The following is a 19,678-nucleotide window of genomic DNA, read 5'->3' as shown; positions in this document are numbered from 1 at the left end:
GATATACAACACTCTGCGCGCAAGCGCGCCCGCTTCACACTTTTTCACACAGCACCTACACAGCTTCACAGCGGGCCTTGACCCATGCCCTTAGCATGCCGAGGTCATTATTGGGGTATCAGCATGTCGAATAAACTCCTCGCGCCACTCTGCCTGCTGGTTCTGGCGACGGCGTTGAGCGCCTGCAGCAAGACCGAAGGCGAACAGGCACCACCGACCGCCACCGTGCGGATCGAGACGGTGCAGAGCCAGGCCCTGTCCATCACCAGCGAATTGAGCGGACGCATCGCCGCGCCACGCAGTGCTGAAGTGCGCGCCCGGGTGGCCGGTGTGGTGCTGAAACAGACCTTCCGCGAAGGCTCCGACGTCAAGCAGGGCGATGTGCTGTTCCGCATCGATCCGGCGCCCTTCCAGGCCGACCTGGACAGCGCCCGGGCCAACCTGAGCAAGGCCGAGGCCAGCGCCTTCCAGGCGCGCCTGCAGGAGCAGCGCTTTGCCAAGCTGATCGCCGACCAGGCCATCAGCGGCCAGGAATACGACAACGCCCGGGCAGCACGGCGCCAGGCCGACGCCGAGGTGGCGGCCAATCAGGCCGCGGTCAAGCGCGCCAAGCTCAACCTGGACTTCGCCACCGTCACCGCGCCGATTTCCGGGCGTGTCGGCCGCGCCCTGGTCACCGAAGGCGCCCTGGTGGGCCAGAACGAATCCACTCCCATGGCGCTGATCCAGCAGTTGAACCCGATCCACGCCGACCTGACCCAATCCACCCGCGAGCTCAACGAACTGCGCCGGGCCTTGCGCGCCGGGCAGTTGCAGCAGGTCGGCAAGGACCAGGCCAAGGCCACCCTGATCCAGGACGACGGCAGCCTCTACCCGTTGCCGGGCAAGTTGCTGTTCGCCGACATCAGCGTCGACCCGGGCACCGGGCAGATCATCCTGCGCAGTGAGTTCCCCAACCCGGACCTCGACCTGCTGCCGGGCAGCTTCGTGCGGGTGCGCCTGGAGCAGGCCGTCAACCAACAGGGCATCAGCGTGCCGCAACGGGCCATCCAGCGTGACAGCGCCGGCATCGCCCAGGTACTGCTGGTGGATGCCGAGAACCGCGTGGTGCAGCACCCGGTGCAACTGGGCGGGGTGCAGAAAGACCGCTGGATCGTCACCGAGGGCCTCAAGCCCGGTGACCGAGTCATTGTCGAAGGCTTGCAGCACGCCCGTCCCGGCGAGCAGGTGCAGATCGACGCCACTCCCCTTGCACTCGCCCAGCCCCCTGGCCAGTAGGTAGTACGACATGCCGCAATTCTTTATTGACCGCCCGGTCTTTGCCTGGGTGGTCGCCTTTTTCATCCTCCTGGGTGGCGCCCTGGCGATTCCCCAGTTGCCGGTGGCGCAGTACCCCAACGTGGCGCCGCCGCAGATCGAGATCTACGCGGTCTATCCGGGTGCCTCGGCGCAGACCCTGGACGAATCGGTGGTCAGCCTGATCGAGCAGGAGCTCAACGGCGCCGATCACCTGCTGTACTTTTCCTCCCAGAGCAGCCTGGGCAGCGCCACCATCACCGCCACCTTCCAGCCCGGCACCAACCCGGAGCTGGCCCAGGTCGATGTGCAGAACCGCCTCAAGGCGGTGGAGCCGCGCCTGCCCCAGGCCGTGACCCAGCAAGGCCTGCAGGTGGAGAAGGTGTCCGCCGGCTTCCTGTTGCTGATCACCCTGACGTCCAACGACGGGCGCCTGAGCAATGTCGGCCTCAGCGACTACCTGGCGCGCAACGTGATGAACGAGATCCGTCGCGTCGATGGCGTCGGCAAGGCCCAGCTGTACGGCGCCGAACGGGCCATGCGGATCTGGGTCGACCCGCAGAAGCTGGTCGGTTTCAACCTCACGCCGGCGGACGTCAATGCCGCGGTGGCGGCGCAGAACGCCCAGGTGCCGGCCGGCAGCATCGGCGACCTGCCCAACCCGTCCAGCCAGGAAATCACCGCGACCATTCTGGTCAAGGGCCAGTTGACCACTCCCGAGGAGTTCGCCGACATCGTCCTGCGGGCCAACCCGGACGGCTCCACCGTGCGCATCGGCGATGTGGCGCGGGTGGAAGTCGGCAGCCAGGAATACCAGTTCGGCACGCGCCTGAACGGCAAGCCGTCCACCGCGGTCGGTGTGCAGCTGTCTCCGGGGGCCAACGCCCTGAGCACCGCGACCCTGATCCGCGCCAAGATGGACGAGCTGTCGCGCTACTTCCCGGCCGGGGTGGAATACAAGATCCCCTACGACACCTCGCCCTTCGTCAAGGTTTCGATCACCAAGGTGATCTACACCCTGGTGGAAGCCATGGCCCTGGTGTTCCTGGTGATGTTCCTGTTCCTGCAGAACATCCGCTACACCCTGATCCCGACCCTGGTGGTGCCGGTGGCGCTGATGGGCACCTTCGCCACCATGCTGGCCCTGGGGTTCTCGATCAACGTGCTGACCATGTTCGGCATGGTGCTGGCCATCGGCATCCTGGTGGACGACGCCATCGTGGTGGTGGAGAACGTCGAGCGGATCATGGCCAGCGAGGGCCTGTCGCCCAAGGAAGCCACGCGCAAGGCGATGAAGCAGATCACCGGCGCCATCATCGGCATCACCCTGGTGCTGGTGGCGGTGTTCATTCCCATGGCCTTCATGCCGGGTTCGGTGGGGGTGATCTACCAGCAGTTCTCCCTGTCCATGGCCACCTCGATCCTGTTCTCGGCGTTCCTCGCCCTGACTCTGACCCCGGCCCTGTGCGCCACCCTGCTCAAGCCCATTGCCAAGGGCGAGCACCATGAGCGCAAGGGCTTCTTCGGCTGGTTCAACCGGCGCTTCGAACGCCTGAGCAACAGCTACGAGGGCGGTGTGAGCTACGCCCTCAAGCGCACCGGCCGCTACCTGCTGATCTACATCGCGCTGCTGGCGATCATGGCGCTGCTGTTCAGTCGCCTGCCCTCCTCCTTCCTGCCGGTGGAGGACCAGGGCTACACCATCACCGATATCCAGCTGCCGCCCGGCGCCAGCCAGAACCGCACGGTCAAGGTGGTGGAGCAGATCGAAGCGCACAACGCCGGCGAGCCGGGCGTGGGCGACAGCACCATCATCCTCGGCTTCAGTTTCTCCGGCAGCGGACAGAACGCGGCGCTGGCCTTCACCACCCTCAAGGACTGGTCGCAACGGGGCAGCGACGACTCGGCCATGGCCATCGCCGACCGGGCCAACGCGGCGCTGAGCGCGCTCAAGGACGCCGTGGTCTACGCCGTGCTGCCGCCGCCGATCGACGGCCTGGGCACCTCCAGCGGCTTCGAGTTCCGTCTGCAGGACCGCGGCGGTGTCGGCCATGGTGCGCTGATGCAGGCCCGGAGCGAGCTGCTGGCTGCCACGGAAAAGAGCGCGATCCTGGCCAACGTCCGCGAAAGCGCCCTGGCCGAAGCACCCCAGGTGCAGCTGGAAGTGGACCGCAAGCAGGCCAACGCCCTGGGCGTGTCCTTCGCCGACATCGGCAACCTGCTGTCCACCGCCCTGGGCTCGGCCTACATCAATGACTTTCCCAACCAGGGACGGATGCAGCGGGTGGTGGTCCAGGCCGAGGGCGACCAGCGTAGCCAGGTCGAGGATCTGCTGCGGATGCAGGTGCGCAACAGCGCCGGCAAGATGGTGCCGTTGTCAGCCTTCGTCCGCGCCAGCTGGACCCTGGGCCCGGCCCAGCTGACCCGCTACAACGGCTACCCGGCCATCGCCATTTCCGGCGAGCCGGCACCCGGGCACAGCACCGGCGAGGCCATGCAGGAAATCGAGCGGCTGGTGAGCCAGTTGCCCGCCGGCCTGGGCCTGGAGTGGACCGGTCTGTCCTTGCAGGAACGCCTCTCGGGCAGTCAGGCGCCGCTGTTGCTGGGGCTGTCGCTGCTGATCGTGTTCATGTGCCTGGCGGCGCTGTATGAAAGCTGGTCGATTCCGACCTCGGTGCTGCTAGTGGTGCCCCTGGGGGTGCTGGGTGCGGTGCTGGCGGTGAGCTTGCGCGGGATGCCCAACGACGTGTTCTTCAAGGTCGGCCTGATCACCATCATCGGCCTGTCGGCGAAGAACGCGATCCTGATCATCGAGTTCGCCAAGAGCCTGTACGACGAAGGCCACGACCTGATCGACGCCACGGTGCAGGCCGCGCGCCTGCGCCTGCGGCCGATCGTCATGACTTCCCTGGCCTTCATCCTTGGCGTAGTGCCCCTGGCCATCGCCACCGGCGCCAGCTCCGCCAGCCAGCAGGCCATCGGCACCGGCGTGATCGGCGGCATGATCACCGCGACCCTGGCGGTGATCTTCGTCCCGGTGTTCTTCGTGGTGGTGATGAAACTGGTCAAGCGCGGTTCGTCCAAGGACTGACCCCAGACAAACGGGTCCCGATTCCGGGACCCGTTCCTTCCTTGATTGCCACGCTCAATCCAACCTCGAACCTCAGTCCTGCAACAGGCTGGTCAAACGCTCGCGAGAGGTTTCTGGCTCACCTTCTACAGGCTGGGCAGAAGACAGGATGGGGGTGGAATAGAGCAACAGCAGAACCACAGCCAGACGCGTCAGCATGCTTTCGATCCTTGCTCGGGAAAGAGTCAATAATTCAGCGTCAAATTTAAACACATGGCTATGTGCCACCGCCACGCAAAATGAGTGCTTAGCCGCGTTTACATTCCAGGCTTTCACCTAAGTCGCGGATCATCTCCAGCAATGCCTTCACCCGCAGCGGCAAATTTCCGGCCGGGTACACCGCGTGCATCTGTGGGCTCTCACCGCTGCTGGAGGTGAGCTTGTACTCAGGACAAACCCGGCGCAGGCGCCCCGCTGCCACTTCAGGCTCCGCCATCCAATCCGCCAAGCGGGCGATCCCGACGCCCGCCAGGGCTGCCTGGAATACCGCCAGACCGGAGCTGAAACGAAACTTGGGATGAACCCGAAAGCTGATGGCCTGCTCCTCACTGCGAAAATTCCACTCCTTGAGAATCCGTGGCGCCGTATGCAGGATCAGCGAATGCGACTCCAGTGCCTCGATGGAGTCGGGCATGCCGTTGCGCTCCAGGTAGCCGGGGCTGGCGTACAGATAACGTGAGTAACTCCAGAGCGCAAAGCCGATCAAGTCACTGGATTGTGGAAAAGCGCCGCGAATCGAGAAATCCAGCTTGCTCTTGGCCGGGTCGATGATCTCATCGGTGAAAATCACATCGATATTAACGTCTGGATAACGCTCGCAGTATTGCGCGATCAGCCGGGGCAATACCCCTTGTCCGAGAAACTCGGGGGCGGAAAAACGGATCCAACCGGAGGCCAGGCCGCTGAGACCAGACAGGTCTTCGTCCACCTCACGTTGCAGGTCGAGCATTTTGTGCGCGTGGGGCAATAAGCATTCACCCGCCTCGGTCAGGCTCACGGCATTGGACGAGCGATTGAACAACTTGAGCCCCACACTTTCCTCCAGGGCTTGAACGGCACGGGTCAGAGCGCTGGGGGAGCGCCCCAGAGCCCGTGCCGCGGCGACGAAGCTGCGCTTGCGAGCCACGGTCGCGAAGGCTTCAAGTTCCCCCAACATATTCAATGCCACTGTCCACCTCATTGCATTTTTCACAACGCGGCATTGCAACACAAAAAAAGGCCCTTCCGTTAACCTTCCCGCTCAACCCACAAGGATGGGGCAAACTGGAGCGCAAGGACGTGTCAAAGCTGGATGAAGTAATCGGTAAAGCCGCAGCTTGTGTTGATGAAGCCACTTATGAATGGCTGGAAAAAAAATCAGTGACTTCGACCCGACGGGAGATACCGCAAATTCATCTGTCGCTCGAAGAACAACGCACACTTCAGGCCGGTCTGGCATCGCTGGATGTGACCGATAGTGCCTCGGGTATCCGCCACATGCCGGCCCTGGGGCTGTTGCTGGAAAGTGTCCTGTGCCCGGAAAAAATCCAGCAGCTACGCAATTTTCCACAGGCCCGTGACGTGGCGATGATCGTCAGGGGGCTGCCGCTGGACCCGCAACTGCCGGCCACGCCCTATGACCTGGAACCAGGTATCGAGAACGTGCCGACGCTGGCCGGGGCTATTTTGTCCGTGCTGCAAACTCTGCAAACCCGTCCACTGGCCTACGAGGGTGAAAGCCACGACACCGTGTTCCGTCATGTATCGCCCAAGCACAAGCGAGAGACTGAAAAGAGCTCCTATGGCTCGCGCGCGGATCTGGGCATGCACGTCGACAACCCTCACCTGCCTTTGACCTGCGAACCCGTCTCGCAGTTGTCGGCCTGTCCGGAGTACCTGTCCCTGACCGGCCTGCGCTGCGAGCTCGATGTGCCGACGCGCATCGTCGCCATTGACGAGGTGCTGGCCATTCTGCCGGCCTGCGTCGAAGAGGAATTGTCACGACCGAACTTCAGCGTTCGCCGACCGGCCTCCTTCGGCAAACAGGGGAATGTGCTGGAAAACGTCCCCTTGCTGTACAGAAGCGCAACCGGTGGCCTGTATTGCCGCTACAACAAAGCGAGTGTCGAAGCGACCTGCGCCAATGCGCAGTTTGCCCTCCAACTGTTCGCCGCCGCCGCCGATCATCCCGATGTCGTGCACCACATACTGCTGCAACCAGGGGACATGCTGATCTTCAAGAACCAGCAAACCCTGCACGCCCGGGATGGTTTTACACCCCGCTACGACGGCCGTGATCGCTGGATGTTGCGGGTCTTCGGGGTCAATGATCCGGCACGCGTGGTGCCGCTGGCCCCTCATCAACCCTACATAGGCAGAGCCTGATTTCATGGTCGATATTGTCATTCTTTGCGTGTTCGCCTTCGCCGCCGGCCTGATCGATGCGGCGGTGGGCGGCGGCGGGCTGATCCAGATTCCCGCGCTATTCAACGTGCTCCCCACCGCTCAACCGGCGGCGCTGCTGGGTACCAACAAGGTCGCGGCCGCCTGCGGCACCACATTCGCGGCCCGGTCCTTCGTGCGCAAGGTGGTGATCAACTGGGGGCTTGTGATCCCCGCCGCCTGCGCGGCCTTTGTCATGGCCTTCTTCGGCGCCGCCACGGTGTCGTTCGTACCGCAGTCGATGATCCGGCCGGCGGTGCTGGTGTTGATCGTACTGATGGCGATCTACACCTTCTGGAAGAAAGATTTCGGCGCCCTGCACAAACCCGTGCGCATCGGTACCAAGGAAAAACTGCTGGCGATCGTCATCGGCGGCGCCATCGGTTTCTACGATGGCCTGTTCGGTCCCGGCACTGGCAGCTTCCTGATCTTCCTGTTTATCCGCTGCTTCGCCTTCGACTTTCTGCATGCCTCGGCATCGGCCAAGCTGGTGAACATCGCGACCAACGTAGCGGCACTCATGTTCTTCATCCCAACGGGTAACGTGCTCTACCTGATCGCAATCCCCATGGCGGCATTCAACATCCTGGGCGCGCTCACTGGTACCTGGCTGGCCGTTCATAAGGGCGTGCCCTTTGTCCGGGCTCTATTCCTGGTGTTGCTGGTGATTCTGATCAGCAAACTGTCCTACGACATGCTCCTGTAAACCAGAGGAAAACCCCATGCATCCCATGTTCGATCGCCTCGTGGCACTACTCGATGCGCGCTCAGCCTCCTACCGGGTGTTGATGCACGATGCCGAGGGTCAGTCGGCGCGCGTCGCCGAAATCCGTGGCACCGAGCCCGGCCAAGGCGCGAAGGCCATGCTTTGCTCCCTCAAGGGGCAGGCAGGCCCCTATGCCCTGGTGATACTGCCGGGCGACCAGAAGCTGGACATGAAGAAAGTCGGAGCGGCCCTGGGCGGAAAAAAAGCCGAACTGGTGAAGGCCGAAACCGCCATGGAACTGACCGGGTGCCGGATCGGCGCCATCCCTCCTTTTGTTTTCGATGAGCGGATTCAATTGATCGTCGATCCGGCCTTGACCACAGGCTACGCAGAGATAGCCTTCAACGCGGGACGGCTGGATGCGTCGATGGTGCTCGATACGCAGGATTATCTGGCGATTGCCATGCCTCGATTGCTGGACATCAGCCAGGCCTGAGCAAACCTTCCCCTTGCGCCCTCCCATGACATGGAGCCGACCTTGTCGATCACAAGGTCGGCAAGCCATGCCGGATTGGGCGCGGGTGCGAGGAACTCAGTGGCTCCAGGGCCAGGTAGATATCGCCCTGGACATGCCAGCCGGCTCGCCAGCCCAGGCGCAAAGCGAGCCGATCAGCCGTGGTTCTTGTGATCCAGGGCGGCGTAGAAGTGGGCGCTTTGTTGCAGGTATTTCTGGGTGTAGGTGTTGGTGCTGGATTTCTTCTGGCTGATTTCCACGTTGGCACTGGCGGGCAAGGCCACGCTGGCGGAAATGGCGGAAGCGGCGATCACGGAGAAGAGATTGAAGTTCATCGGTATAACCCTCGGATTCAGTTGGCTTGCTTGCCCGTGTGGGCTGTGGAGCAAACTTACTCCCGAGGGTTGGCGGGAAAAAATGCTTTGCAGCAGTAGCCATTATCAGCGTCATTGATAGAAGCAGTCAGGCCCCGGATACCGGGGCCTGCGGTCTATTGACGCACCAGGAACTTGATGTCGCTGGGGGCTTCGAAGGGCAGTTTCTGCACGGTCTTGCCGAGGAAACCGGTCTTGGCATCGCGTTCGATCACCACGATTTCATTGCTCTTCTGGTTGCCGATCAGCACGTAGCGGTTGCTCGGATCGAGGCTGAATTCCCGCGGGTGATCGCCTTCCACGGAACGGCGCTGGATCTCCTTGAGCTGGCCATTGCTCTGATCGATGGCGAACACCAGCAACTGGTTGGCAGTGCCACGGTTGCTGACGTAGAGGTACTGACCGTCCTTGGAGGCGTGCAAGGCTGCCGCGGCCTTCTTCTCCTTGTTGCCATTGGCCGCCAGATCAACCAGCTGGCGCTGGGTCAGCTTGCCGTCCTGATAGTCGAAGACCGCCACCTGGGCGCTCATCTCCAAAGTCAGGTAGGCACGCTTGCCGTCGGCACTGAACAGCAGATGGCGCGGGCCGCTGCCCGGGGGCAGTTGGACAAAGGCCGGTTCGGCGGGCGTCAGCGGATGTTCAGGGTTGGCCTTGGGGTCATAGCGGTAGACGAAGATCTTGTCCGCGCCCAGGTCGTTGGCGAACACAAACCGGCCGTCCGGGGACGACACCGACGAATGCACGTGGGCCGACTGCTGGCGCTCGGGGTCGACCCGGCTGGCCGGATGGCTGGTGAGCTGCACCACCGGCGACAGATGCCCGTCATCGCTGACCGGCACCACCGCCAGGCTGCCGCCCGGATCCACGTCCACCGAATAGTTGCTGACAAACAGGTAGTTGCCGTCGGCGCTCAGGCTGGAGTGCGTGGGCTCGTTGCCCTGGCTCTGCACCTGGTTGATCAGGCTCAGCTGATGGGTCTTGGGCGCCAGGCTGTAGCTGCTGACACGGCCGATGGGGTCGCTCTGCCCCGGGCTGTTTTCATTCACCGCGAAGACGAACTTCAGGTCCTTGGACAGGGTCAGCCAGGACGGGTTGGAGCTCTTCACCACTTGCAGCGGCTTGGCATCGATCAGCCCGGTGCGCTCGTTGAAATGCAGGCGATACAGGCCCTGGCTCTGGCCCTGGGTGTAGGAGCCCACCAGGAACTCCTGGCTGTCCGCGGGCGCCGCCTGGACCGCCATGGCGCCAACACTGCCGGCCATCAGCAGCGGCCAGAAATTACGCATCTTCATGTTCACCCTCCTCTTCGTCGCGGGCACTGAACGCACTCATGCACACCAGGCGGTGCTCGCCGGAATCAGCGACCAGGGTCCAGCTCTGCAGCGCCTGATCAAAAGTCGCGGCCTGCACCTGGGCCAGGGTAAAGCTCCAGCGCTTGGCGGCGCGGCCATCCATGCACTCGATCAGCAGGCGCTGTTCGTCGAGGGTGAAGTCGAAGGCGTGCAGGCCGTCGATTTCCAGCATGTCGCAGGCTTCAAGGGCGGTGAGCAAGGTGTCGGTAGCAGCGGTCATAGCGATCAATCATCAATTGGAAAGGCGCAATCATAGCTGATCGGCGGCCAAGGATCGGGCCCGTATTGCGCCCGGTCATCACTCGCCGCCGGTGCGACCTGCGGGCACTGCCGAAGGAACCTCGCAATGCCTTGCTGGGCCAAGGTCTGCACGCGGAAGACCAGGCATGAAAAAGCCGCACCCGAGGGCGCGGCTGAGTGTTGAAAACGCCTGGATCAGTGAGCGAACAGCGAGTTGCCCTTCTGCCCGGCGAGCTTCTCCGGCTTGATCAGGAACCGCGCCAGGGCCGGCAGCAGCCACAGGGCACCGAACATGTTCCACAGCAGCATGAAGGTCAGCATCAGGCCCATGTCGGCCTGGAACTTGATGGCCGAGAAGATCCAGGTGCACACGCCAATGGCCAGGCACAGGCCGGTGAACAGCACCGCCTTGCCGGTGGAACGCAGGGTCTGGTAGTAGGCCTCCTGCAACGGCAGGCCGGCACGCAGGAAGCTTTCCAGGCGGCTGTAGATATAGATGCCGTAGTCGACACCGATGCCCACCCCCAGCGCCACCACCGGCAAGGTCGCCACCTTGACGCCGATGCCCATGAAGGCCATCAGCGCGTTACCCAGCACCGAGGTCAGCACCAGCGGCAGGACGATGCACAGGGTCGCCGCCCAGGAGCGGAAGGTGATCATGCACATGCCGGCCACGCAGATGTACACCAGGATCAGGATGGTCAGCTCGGACTCCTTGATCACCTCGTTGGTGGCGGCCTCGATCCCGGCGTTACCGGCGGCGAGGATGAACTCCAGGCCGTCCCTGTTGTGCTCCTTGGCGAATTCCTGCACCGCATGCACCGCGCGGTCCAGGGTCGCGGCCTTGTGGTCGTTGAGGAACACCAGCACCGGCGCCAGGGAGCAGTTGTTGTTGTACAGGCCGTCGGCCCGGGCAATGGAGTTGTTGAGCACATCGGGGTTGCGCGACAGGGTTTCCCATTTCAGGTTGCCCTCGTTCATGCCCTTGATCATCTGCTTGGACACGGTCACCAGGGAGATCGCCGACTGCACGCCCTCGGTGTTCTGCATCTTCCACATCAGCTCGTCGATCGGCGCCATGGCCTCATAGCGCGAACAGCCTTCGGCCGCGGTCTTGACCATCACCACCAGCACGTCGGAACTGGTGGAGTAGTTGCTGATGATGAAGTTGTTGTCCTTGTTGTAGCGCGAGTCGGGACGCAGCTCCGGCGCGCCCTGATCGAGGTCGCCGATCTTCAGGTTCTGGCTGTACCAGAGGCCGCCGCCGAAGGCCACCAGGGCCAGGGCGATGGAGATCGGGGCCACTTTGGGGCTGGCAAAGTTCGACAGCAGGCGCCAGAACGGATGCTCGCGGGAGGCGTCCTTCTTGCTGCGTTCGATGGCGCGCTTGCTGATGCCGACGTAGGAAATCGCCACCGGCAGCAGGATCAGGTTGGTGAACACGATCACCGCCACACCGATGGAGGCGCCGATGGCCAGCTCGCGGATCACCCCGATGTCGATGATCAGCAAGGTGATGAAGCCCACGGCGTCGGCGAGAATGGCGATCATCCCCGGCAGGAACAGTTGGCGGAAGGTACGCCGCGCCGCGGTCAGGGCGTTGTCGGCGTCACTGGACTGCAAGGCGATACCGTTGATCTTCTGCACCCCGTGGGAAATGCCGATGGCGAAGATCAGGAACGGCACCAGCATCGAATACGGGTCCAGGCCAAAGCCGAAGGCGTGCATCAACCCCAGCTGCCAGACCACCGCCACCAGGGTGGTGATCAGCACCGCGATGGTGCTGCGGATGCACCAGGTGAACCAGTACAACAGCACCAGGGTGATGATGAAGGCCACGCCGAAGAACATCACCACCATGATCAGGCCATCGATCAGATCGCCCACCTTCTTGGCGAAGCCGACGATGTGGATCTTCACATTGGGGTTCTGCGCCTCGAACATGTCGCGGATCTTTTCTTCCAGCTCATGGGAGAACTTCTGATAGTCCAGGGCCAGCAGCTTGCCCTGGTCCTGCGGGTCCGGGTAGGACTCCAGCAACGGAATGTCGACGATGCTGGATTTGAAATCGTTGGCCACCAGGCGCCCGACCTGACCGGACTTGAGGACGTTGTTGCGCAACTTGTCGAGGCTCTCGGCCGAGCCGTTGTAGCTCTGGGGGATCACCTCGCCACCGGCAAAGCCTTCTTCGGTCACCTCGGTCCAGCGCACGCTGGGGCTCCACAGCGACTTGAGCCCAGAGCGATCGACGCCGGAGATGTAGAACACCTCGTCGTGGATCTGCCGCAGCGTCTCCATGTACTCCTTGGTGAAGATGTCGCCGTCACGGGCCTCCACCGAGATGCGCACGGTGTTGCCCAGGTTGGCCAGGTCGTTGCGGTGCTCCATCATCCGTTCGATGAACGGGTGCTTGAGCGGGATCATCTTTTCGAAACTGGTGGACGGGCGGATCAGGGTCGCTTGCCAGAACAGGAAAGCGCTGACCAAGAGGCAGATAAGGATCACTGCCGGGCGGTTGTTGAAAATCAGGCGTTCGAGAAAGTTCGCCTTGTCCTGGTGATGACTGCTCATGGAATTCCCCACCTTCTTATTATGTGCCCGGCCTACTGGCCGAGTTCAGCGCCGCTGGCTGCGGCAACCCGCACCCCGCCCTGCCCGGCCAGGATCAGCTTGCCATTGCCGGCGGCGGTCACCGCCGACAACGAGATGCGGTCCTGGCGGTTGAACACGCTGAACGTCTGGCCGTGGTCGGTGCTGCGGATCACGCTGCCGCCGTTGCCGACGATCACCAGCGAGCCGTCGTCCAGCAAGGTGGCGCCTGACAGACCGAACTCCAGGGCGCCACGGGCAGCTTTCAGCTCCACCTGTTGCCAGGTGCCGCCAAAATCCGTGGAGCGATAGAGGTTGCCGCGCAGGCCATAGACCAGCAAGGTCGCCGGCTGGCCGGTGCCGATCACGCCGAACAGCGAGCCTTCATAGGGGCCTTCGAGGCGCTCCCAGGTCTGCCCGCCATCGGCCGAGCGGAACATGCTGCCCTGCTCGCCGACGATGAACAGGCCGGAGTCCTTGACCTCGGCGATGGCGTTGAGGTGGTACTGGTCTTCGTTGTCCAGGCGGTCGCTGGCGTCCTCCCAGTGCTGGCCGCCGTCGGTGGTTTCCAGCAAGGCGCCGTAGGCACCGACGGCAAAGCCGTTGCGAGTGTCCTTGAACCAGACATCGAGCAACGGCGCTTCACGCTTGAGGTCCTGGAACTGCCGGGTCCAGGTGACACCGCCGTCGCTGCTGGCCAGGACCTGGGCATCGTGGCCCACCGCCCATCCATGCTGGTCGTCGACGAAGTACACCGCCGTCAGCAACTGCCGGGTGGGCACCTTGGCCTGGACCCAGGACGCCCCCTGATCGTCGGAATAGAGAATGTGCCCGCGATCGCCCACTGCCACCAGGCGCTTGCCGGCGTGGACCACATCGAGCATCAGGCTTTTCGCCGCTTTGGGCGATTCGATGGAAAAGACTGTATCCGCTGCGGTGGCAGCGGCCAGGACCGGTGTCGACAGCGTCACGACACCCAACAGCGAGAGCGCTGTAGCCAGCAGTGCGAACGTGCGCAGCGCCGGCGGGCGGCCAACAACCACGCCCATGACAGGCTCACTCATAGACCATTCCCCCATTATTATTGTCAGGTCACTTGACCTCTCAGGGCGCCTTCCGGGGTTTGCCTGGCCTGGATCGACCGCGACGATCGTCCTGAAACCTGCAATCTAGAGCCCCTTTGGCTGCGGGCTATCCTATCGGGCTTTGGAAAGGTCTGACAATCAACGCCACGTTATCTTTTGTTAATCAGCGCGCCTGGTCAGGCGCCTGAATGCTCGGGCATTCGCTTGGCTGATCGATACCCGCGGGCACCACGGCTCAACGCCCCCAACAGCGACCAAGCGCCCGTTGCGTTCACGGCTTGTTTGACCCTGGCCTGCGGTCACGCGACCAAAGACTGATCCAGCGCATGCATCCCCTGCCCCCGCCGTTGACTATGATGAGCGGCATGGGAGGCCAACCCGATGAGCTTGAGGAGTACCGCATGATTGCCATACGCGAGGCCTGGAAAGCCGGGCTGCTGGGACGCGCCCACTGGGCCCGCAACCTGGTGTCCGGGGTGATTGTCGGCGTGGTGGCGCTGCCTCTGGCCATGGCCTTCGCCATCGCCTCCGGGGTCAAGCCCGAACAGGGGATCTACACCGCCATCGTCGGCGGCCTGCTGGTGTCGCTGTTCGGTGGCAGCCGCTTGCAGATCGCCGGGCCCACCGGGGCCTTTATCGTGATTCTCGCCGGGGTCACCGCCCAGTACGGGGTCGACGGCCTGCAACTGGCGACCATGATGGCCGGCGTCATTCTGTTCCTGCTGGGCATCAGCCGCCTCGGCGCCCTGATCAAATTCATCCCCGACCCGGTGATTCTCGGTTTCACCGCCGGCATCGGGGTGATCATCTGGGTCAGCCAGTGGAAGGACTTCTTCGGCTTGCCCGTGGCCCAGGGCGAGCATTTTCACCAAAAGCTCTGGCACCTGTTGCAGTCCCTGCCCGGGCTGCACCCGGCCACCACCCTGCTGGCCCTGCTCAGCCTCGGACTGTTGCTGTGGTTACCGAAGATCCCCTGGCTCAAGCGCCTGCCCGCGCCGCTGGTGGCCATGTCCCTGGCCACCGCCCTGCAGTCGCTGTTCCAGTTCGACGGCGTGGCCACCATCGGCAGCGCCTTTGGCGGCATTCCCCAGGGCTTGCCAAGCCTGCAACTGCCACAGATCAGCCTGCCACGGATACTGGACCTGATTGGCCCGGCCTTCGCCATCGCCATGCTCGGGGCCATCGAGTCGCTGCTGTCGGCGGTGGTGGCCGACGGCATGGCCGGCACCCGCCACGATTCCAACCAGGAACTGATCGGCCAGGGCATTGCCAACCTGGCCACGCCGCTGTTTGGCGGCTTTGCCGCCACCGGCGCCATCGCCCGCACCGCCACCAACATCCGCAACGGAGCCACCAGTCCCCTGGCCGGCATTGTCCATGCCGGGGTGCTGACGCTGATCATCCTGTTTCTCGCCCCGCTGGCAGCCAATATTCCGCTGTGCGCCCTGGCCGCGATCCTGTTCGTGGTGGCCTACAACATGAGCGAACTGCACCACTTCAAGCGCATGCTGCAGCGCGCGCCCCGGGCGGACGTGGCGATCCTGCTGTGCACCTTTGTGCTGACAGTGTTCAGCGATCTGGTGATCGCGGTGAATATCGGCGTGATCCTGGCGATGCTGCATTTCCTGCGGCGCATGGCCTCCTCGGTGGAGGTGCAGCAGGTGGTGGGTGAAGACCTGGAAAACGAACTGCGCGGCAAAGGCCGCGGCCCCCTGCCGCCGGGGGTGTTGATCTACACCATCGAAGGCCCCCTGTTCTTTGGCGCGGCGGAAACCTTCGAACGGGCACTGGCCCAGACCCATAGCGATCCCAGGCTGCTGATCATCCGCCTCAAGCATGTGCCGTTCATGGATATCACTGGGCTGCAGACCCTGGAGGAAGTGATAGGTCAGCTGCACAAGCGCGGGATTGTGGTGAAACTGTGCGAAGCCAACCTGAAGGTTCATGCCAAGCTTGAGCGAGTGGGCATCCTGCACGCCATTGGCGCGCAGAACTATCACCGCGACTTGAGCAGCGCACTCCCCCCCCTGTAGCCGCTGCCGCAGGCTGCGAACGGTCTGGGCGGCACTGCGTATCGTTCTCAAGACCCACAGAGGGATGACAGCGATCGCCAAGCAAGGTCCTGCGGACCTTTGCGCAGCTTCGCAGGCTCAGCAGCGGCTACAGGCGCAGCCGAGGCTGCTATGTGTCGCCGCTGCCGCCGTCAGGCGAGGCTTTTGCTCACCACTTCGAACACGTCGCTGGAGAGATCGCCGGAAGCGCGGATGCGCTCCAGTTCGCCTTTCATCAGCGCCTGGCGGGCGCTGTCGTATTTGCGCCAGCGGGTCAGCGGCGCCAGTTGCCGCGAGGCGATCTGCGGGTTGAAGCCGTTGAGCTGGATCACCAGATCCGCGAGGAAGCGATAACCCGAACCATCCGCCGCATGGAAGTTGATCAGGTTCTGCCCGGCAAAGGCCCCCACCAGCGCGCGCACCTTGTTCGGGTTCTTGATATTGAACGCCGGGTGCTGCATCAGCGCCTTGACCCGCTCCAGGCCGCCCGGCAACGGGCTGCCGGCCTGCACGCTGAACCACTGGTCCATGACCAGGGCGTTGTCCTTGAAGTTCTCGGCGAACACCGCCAGGGCCTTGGCCTTCTCGGCCTCGAACGGCGAGTTGACCAGCACCGCCAGGGCGGTCAGGCGCTCGGTCATGTTGTCGGCGCTGTCGAACTGTTCGATGGCCGCCGCCAGCACTTCGGGCTTGTGGGTGAGCATCAGGTACGACAGGGCAATGTTCTGCAGCGCGCGACGAGCGAAATGCTCGGACTCGGCCACATAGGCTGTGGCCTTGGACACTGCCCGATTGGCCTGATAACGCTTCCACAGCGCATCAAACAGGCGCGTGGCCAGCTGCTGACGGGCAAACTCGCGGGCCGCGTGGATCGCCTCGACATCCGCCACTTCGCTGATCTCGGTCAGATAGGCTTCGCCCGGCAGGGAGAGCATCTCCGCGACCATGGCCTGGTCCAGGCTGTCGTCCGCCAGCACGGTGCCCAGGGCGGTCACCAGACGTTCGTCCATCACCAGCGCCTGACCCTGCTGATGCTGGGCAATCAGTTCTTGCAGCACTTGCACGGCCAACTGCTGGCCGGCATCCCAACGGTTGAAACCGTCGCTGTCGTGCTGCATGAGGAACATCAGTTGGTCGCGGTTGTAGGGGAAGCTCAGCTTCACCGGCGCCGAGAAGCCCCGCAGCAGCGAGGGCAGCGGCTGTTCGGCGATATCGACAAAGGTGAAGGTCTGCTCGGCCTCGGTCACCGAAATCACCCGGGAGGTGCCCTGGGCCGCGCTTTCACCGGACAGGCGCAGGGCAATGCCCGCCCCTTTCGAGTCCAGCAGGCCCAGCTCCACCGGGATCACGAACGGCAGTTTCTCCACCTTGTCCGGGGTTTGCGGGCAGCTCTGGCGGAAGGTCAGGCTGTAGGTCTTGGCGGCGGCGTCGTAGAACTCGCTGACCGCCAGCCGTGGCGTACCGGCCTGGCTGTACCAGCGCTTGAACTGGGTCAGGTCGACGCCGTTGGCATCTTCCATGGCCTTGACGAAGTCGTCGCAGGTCACGGCCTGGCCGTCATGGCGTTCGAAATACAGGTCACTGCCCTTACGGAAGCCTTCGGCGCCGAGCAAGGTGTGGATCATGCCCACCACTTCCGAGCCCTTTTCGTACACGGTCAGGGTGTAGAAGTTGGAAATCTCGATAAAGCTTTCCGGGCGCACGGCATGGGCCATGGGGCCGGCGTCTTCGGCGAACTGGTGGGTGCGCAGGTAGGCCACATCCTGGATGCGCTTGACCGTGGCCGAGTTCATGTCCGCGGAGAAACCGGCGTCGCGGAACACCGTGAAGCCTTCCTTGAGCGACAGCTGGAACCAGTCGCGGCAGGTCACCCGGTTGCCCGACCAGTTGTGGAAGTATTCGTGGGCGACGATCGCCTCGACCCGCTGGTGCGCGGCGTCGGTGGCGGTTTCGGCACGGGCCAGCACGGCGCTGGAGTTGAAGATGTTCAGGCCCTTGTTTTCCATGGCGCCCATGTTGAAGTCGTTGACCGCGACGATCATGAAGATGTCCAGGTCGTACTCCCGGCCGTAGGTTTCTTCGTCCCAGCGCATGGACTTCTTCAGGCTGTTCATCGCGTGCTGGCACTTGTCGATGTTTTCCGGCTCGACATAGATGCGCAGCGCCACATCGCGGCCGCTCTGGGTACGGAAGCTGTCCTCGACGCACCACAGGTCACCGGCCACCAGGGCGAACAGGTAGGCGGGCTTCATGAACGGGTCTTCCCAGGTCGCCCAATGCCGGCCGTCTTCGCCGGGGCCGCTGGCAATCGGGTTGCCGTTGGAGAGCAGCACCGGGTAGCTGTGCTGCTCGGCCACCACGGTGGTGGTGAACTTGCTCATCACGTCCGGGCGATCGAGGTAATAGGTGATCTTGCGAAAGCCCTCGGCCTCGCACTGGGTGCAGAACATGCCGCTGGACTTGTACAGGCCTTCCAGGGCGGTGTTGCTTTCCGGGTGGATCTTCACGCTGGTGTCAACGGTGAAGCTGGCGCTGGTGGGGTGCAGGGTCAGGTGGCTGTCGTCCAGCTGGTAGTCGCTGGCGCTCAGCAACTGGTCGGACAGGCTCACCGACAGCAGCTCCAGCTGCTGGCCGTCGAGCACCAGCGGCGGCAGACCGGCGCCGCGCGCGGGGTTGCGACGCATCACCAGTTGCGCATGGACCAGGCTGTGGTCCTCGAACAACTCGAAGGTCAGGTGGGTCTCGTCGATCAGGTACTCGGGGGCCTGATAGTCCTTCAGGTAGATCATCTTCGGTTGTTCGGTGCGCATGGAGAATTCCTTCTACTGATGCACGGCGAGCTGATAGGCCGTGTATTTGCGAATGTTGATCACGCCGGTATCAAAGATCAGGTACTGGCCCTTGATGCCCAGCAGCGTGCCTTCGGCGATCGGATTCTTGTCCAGGTTGAAGCTGACGATCTTGGTCGGGTACTGCTCGACCGGATAACGGATTTCCAGGGGCTCGATGTCGCTCACCGGCTGGATCGCCTGCAGGCCGAAACGCTCCTGCAACGCCAGCAGGCCCTCGGCGCAGGACTCGAACAGCTGCTCGCGCACCGCCACCAGGTCCACGGCCTCGGCATCGCCCTTGAGCAGCGCGCGCCAGTTGGTCTTGTCGGCCACCTGGGAACGGAACAGGTCTTCGACGAAGCCCGATTGCTGGCGGGTCGCCACGCGCATGATCGGCAGCGCCTGGCTGGCGCCCTGGTCGAGCCAACGGGTGGGCAGCTGGGTGGCGCGGGTGATGCCGACCTTGATCCCCGAGGAGTTGGCCAAATAGACCACGTGATCGGTCATGCAGAACTGCTCGCCCCAGGACGGCTCGCGGCAGGTGCCGGCGTCGTAGTGGCAGCGCTCAGGGCTCATGATGCACACATCGCACTGGGCCAGCTTGGTCATGCACGGGTAGCAATAGCCCTGGCTGAAGCTGGTCTTGGTCTTGCGCCCGCAATGGGTGCAATGGATCGCCCCCAGGTATTCCAGGCGCACCTGGGTGCCGATCAGGGGGTTGACCGGCACCTCGCTGTCACCCAGGCGAAACGCGTACTGAACATTCGGCCCGTCCAGGCGTGCCGACATTTTGCTGATGGAACCGCGGCCAATCTCGATCAATGGATGGCATCCGACTTGAACAGGATGTTCGGCACCGGCGCCGACTTCGAGGCGCATTCCTGCGGGCCCATGTAGCCGGTGCGCTGGTCCTCGGGCAGGTTCTGCATCTCCCAGGCGATCATCGCCTGCAGGGACAGCTCACGCTGTTCGGCGGTGAGCTTGCGGCCATCGGCCCATTTGCCGATCTCTACTGCCAGTTTCAGGCTCTGGTAGATCTCGGGGGTGATGTTTTCGATCATTTCGACAAAGGACGACATACACGACTCC

16 protein-coding genes are annotated in these 19,678 nt (G+C 63.3%); 6 read left to right on the top strand and 10 right to left on the bottom strand.

What is annotated here, in order from left to right:
• The first annotated feature begins 123 nt into the window (after positions 1–123).
• On the top strand, positions 124–1,278 hold the full coding sequence (locus GWQ44_RS17885; protein WP_016965041.1) for an efflux RND transporter periplasmic adaptor subunit: 1,155 nt from the start codon (positions 124–126) through the stop codon (positions 1,276–1,278).
• A gap of 10 nt (positions 1,279–1,288) precedes the next feature.
• On the top strand, positions 1,289–4,387 hold the full coding sequence (locus GWQ44_RS17880; protein WP_275927917.1) for an efflux RND transporter permease subunit: 3,099 nt from the start codon (positions 1,289–1,291) through the stop codon (positions 4,385–4,387).
• Between the two features lie 72 nt (positions 4,388–4,459).
• Here the strand turns inward: GWQ44_RS17880 and GWQ44_RS17875 are convergent, their stop codons facing one another.
• On the bottom strand, positions 4,460–4,585 hold the full coding sequence (locus GWQ44_RS17875) for a hypothetical protein (protein ID WP_016965043.1): 126 nt from the start codon (positions 4,583–4,585) through the stop codon (positions 4,460–4,462).
• Between the two features lie 88 nt (positions 4,586–4,673).
• A complete protein-coding gene (locus tag GWQ44_RS17870) occupies positions 4,674–5,594 on the bottom strand; it encodes a LysR family transcriptional regulator (protein WP_042941071.1) in 921 nt (306 codons plus the stop codon).
• Here GWQ44_RS17870 and GWQ44_RS17865 point away from each other — a divergent pair.
• Genes GWQ44_RS17865 through GWQ44_RS17855 form a run of 3 tightly spaced genes read left to right on the top strand, consistent with a single transcriptional unit; the run spans position 5,588 to position 8,049 of the window.
• On the top strand, positions 5,588–6,790 hold the full coding sequence (locus GWQ44_RS17865; RefSeq protein ID WP_275927916.1) for a TauD/TfdA family dioxygenase: 1,203 nt from the start codon (positions 5,588–5,590) through the stop codon (positions 6,788–6,790). The two genes, GWQ44_RS17870 and GWQ44_RS17865, sit on opposite strands and share 7 nt — an antisense overlap.
• A gap of 4 nt (positions 6,791–6,794) precedes the next feature.
• Positions 6,795–7,553 (top strand): TSUP family transporter, encoded by a 759-nt coding sequence (locus tag GWQ44_RS17860; protein ID WP_016964634.1) that lies wholly within the window; start codon positions 6,795–6,797, stop codon positions 7,551–7,553.
• 16 nt (positions 7,554–7,569) lie between these two features.
• A complete protein-coding gene (locus GWQ44_RS17855; RefSeq protein WP_016964635.1) occupies positions 7,570–8,049 on the top strand; it encodes a YbaK/prolyl-tRNA synthetase associated domain-containing protein in 480 nt (159 codons plus the stop codon).
• Positions 8,050–8,222: 173 nt separating this feature from the next.
• Here GWQ44_RS17855 and GWQ44_RS17850 read toward each other — a convergent pair whose 3' ends face one another.
• From GWQ44_RS17850 to GWQ44_RS17830, 5 genes are all read right to left on the bottom strand, one after another.
• Positions 8,223–8,402: a hypothetical protein gene (locus tag GWQ44_RS17850; RefSeq protein WP_042940919.1), complete on the bottom strand. Its 180-nt coding sequence runs from the start codon at positions 8,400–8,402 to the stop codon at positions 8,223–8,225.
• 155 nt (positions 8,403–8,557) lie between these two features.
• A complete protein-coding gene (locus GWQ44_RS17845; RefSeq protein ID WP_016964637.1) occupies positions 8,558–9,733 on the bottom strand; it encodes a lactonase family protein in 1,176 nt (391 codons plus the stop codon).
• On the bottom strand, positions 9,720–10,013 hold the full coding sequence (locus tag GWQ44_RS17840; protein WP_016964638.1) for a DUF5629 family protein: 294 nt from the start codon (positions 10,011–10,013) through the stop codon (positions 9,720–9,722). The genes GWQ44_RS17845 and GWQ44_RS17840 overlap by 14 nt, the downstream gene beginning before the upstream one ends.
• A gap of 215 nt (positions 10,014–10,228) precedes the next feature.
• Entirely contained in the window at positions 10,229–12,604 is a 2,376-nt protein-coding gene (locus tag GWQ44_RS17835; RefSeq protein ID WP_275927915.1) for an RND family transporter, read from the bottom strand.
• Positions 12,605–12,636: 32 nt separating this feature from the next.
• Entirely contained in the window at positions 12,637–13,686 is a 1,050-nt protein-coding gene (locus tag GWQ44_RS17830) for a YCF48-related protein (RefSeq protein ID WP_179596268.1), read from the bottom strand.
• Positions 13,687–14,108: 422 nt separating this feature from the next.
• Here GWQ44_RS17830 and GWQ44_RS17825 point away from each other — a divergent pair, with 422 nt between their 5' ends.
• Positions 14,109–15,740, top strand: coding sequence for a SulP family inorganic anion transporter (locus GWQ44_RS17825; protein ID WP_275927914.1), 1,632 nt, complete (start codon positions 14,109–14,111; stop codon positions 15,738–15,740).
• 170 nt (positions 15,741–15,910) lie between these two features.
• On the opposite strand, the gene pepN is transcribed toward GWQ44_RS17825, so the two are convergent.
• From pepN to GWQ44_RS17810, 3 genes are read right to left on the bottom strand one after another with little or no spacing between them, the layout of a single operon-like run.
• Entirely contained in the window at positions 15,911–18,568 is a 2,658-nt protein-coding gene (gene pepN / locus GWQ44_RS17820) for an aminopeptidase N (RefSeq protein ID WP_275927913.1), read from the bottom strand.
• A 12-nt stretch (positions 18,569–18,580) separates the two neighbouring features.
• Entirely contained in the window at positions 18,581–19,411 is an 831-nt protein-coding gene (locus tag GWQ44_RS17815) for a DUF2797 domain-containing protein (protein ID WP_047304730.1), read from the bottom strand.
• On the bottom strand, positions 19,408–19,668 hold the full coding sequence (locus GWQ44_RS17810) for a DUF1315 family protein (protein WP_016965405.1): 261 nt from the start codon (positions 19,666–19,668) through the stop codon (positions 19,408–19,410). The genes GWQ44_RS17815 and GWQ44_RS17810 overlap by 4 nt, the downstream gene beginning before the upstream one ends.
• Between the last annotated feature and the right edge of the window lie 10 nt (positions 19,669–19,678).

This window comes from Pseudomonas sp. 3MA1, assembly GCF_029237275.1.
Lineage (GTDB): Bacteria > Pseudomonadota > Gammaproteobacteria > Pseudomonadales > Pseudomonadaceae > Aquipseudomonas > Aquipseudomonas fluorescens_AP.
Note: the sequence above shows the minus strand (reverse complement) of the source record. Positions and strands in the feature narration are given on the sequence as shown.